Genomic DNA, 237 nt, shown 5'->3' with positions numbered 1-237 from the left:
ATCAGACGGCCGCCGGCACGGCCAATTCAGTGATCCCGCAGGCTGTTGCGAAGCTGCAGACTTCCGGAACGATCGCCGGCCGCGGCAGTGTCCTCGAAACATTCGAGATGCTTCAGTGGATGATCAATAACGGCTTCGCCATCACCTACAACTCCACCTCGATCACGCAAGTTCAGATCGGATCATAAATGGCCGTCTTTCAGATCAAGCAGCCGACTTCTCGGCAGGGCGTTACTC

1 protein-coding gene is annotated in these 237 nt (G+C 56.5%); it reads left to right on the top strand.

Going from position 1 to position 237, the window contains the following annotated elements; all coding sequences use genetic code 11:
• Positions 1–188 (top strand): hypothetical protein (locus CQ12_RS45435; RefSeq protein ID WP_198164353.1); only part of this gene is annotated, 188 nt, incomplete at its 5' end.
• Positions 189–237: the final 49 nt, after the last annotated feature.

The sequence above is a fragment of the Bradyrhizobium jicamae genome (genome assembly GCF_001440395.1).
Lineage (GTDB): Bacteria > Pseudomonadota > Alphaproteobacteria > Rhizobiales > Xanthobacteraceae > Bradyrhizobium > Bradyrhizobium jicamae.
This window is presented reverse-complemented; position numbering and strand designations above follow the sequence as displayed.